Origin of the sequence: Polynucleobacter sp. AP-Nickl1-40-C4 (assembly GCF_035012665.1) — a bacterium.
In the GTDB taxonomy this organism is placed as follows: domain Bacteria; phylum Pseudomonadota; class Gammaproteobacteria; order Burkholderiales; family Burkholderiaceae; genus Polynucleobacter.
In genome coordinates this window covers 1-255 of the sequence record NZ_JAYGQR010000033.1, presented here as the reverse complement: position 1 = coordinate 255, position 255 = coordinate 1, and the positions used below count along the sequence as shown (strand labels likewise).

At 45.9% G+C, this 255-nt stretch carries 1 protein-coding gene; it reads right to left on the bottom strand.

Annotation, left to right across the window (positions count from 1 at the left end):
- Positions 1–255: hypothetical protein (locus tag VC182_RS11515; RefSeq protein ID WP_323485379.1), on the bottom strand; the 255-nt coding region annotated here is incomplete at both ends.

Here is a 255-nt window from a genome sequence, read left to right as displayed (position 1 = left end):
ATGTCTGCGTACCTACTGCCGCAATTGTTGCGCCTGTAGTAGTGTCATAGACCTTGCTCTGCGCAACTAAACCAGAACTAATGGTTAATGGTGCTGGTGTAATGTTGGCCGCCAAAGGCGCAGTCAAACCAGTAATCACATAATTGCCATTACTTAAGGTCATACCACTTAAATTTGCTGAAACCGTAATGCCGTTTGCAACATTTGGAGATGCAAAAGTGCCTATGGCTGTGCCGCTTGCTGTTGAGGTATCAG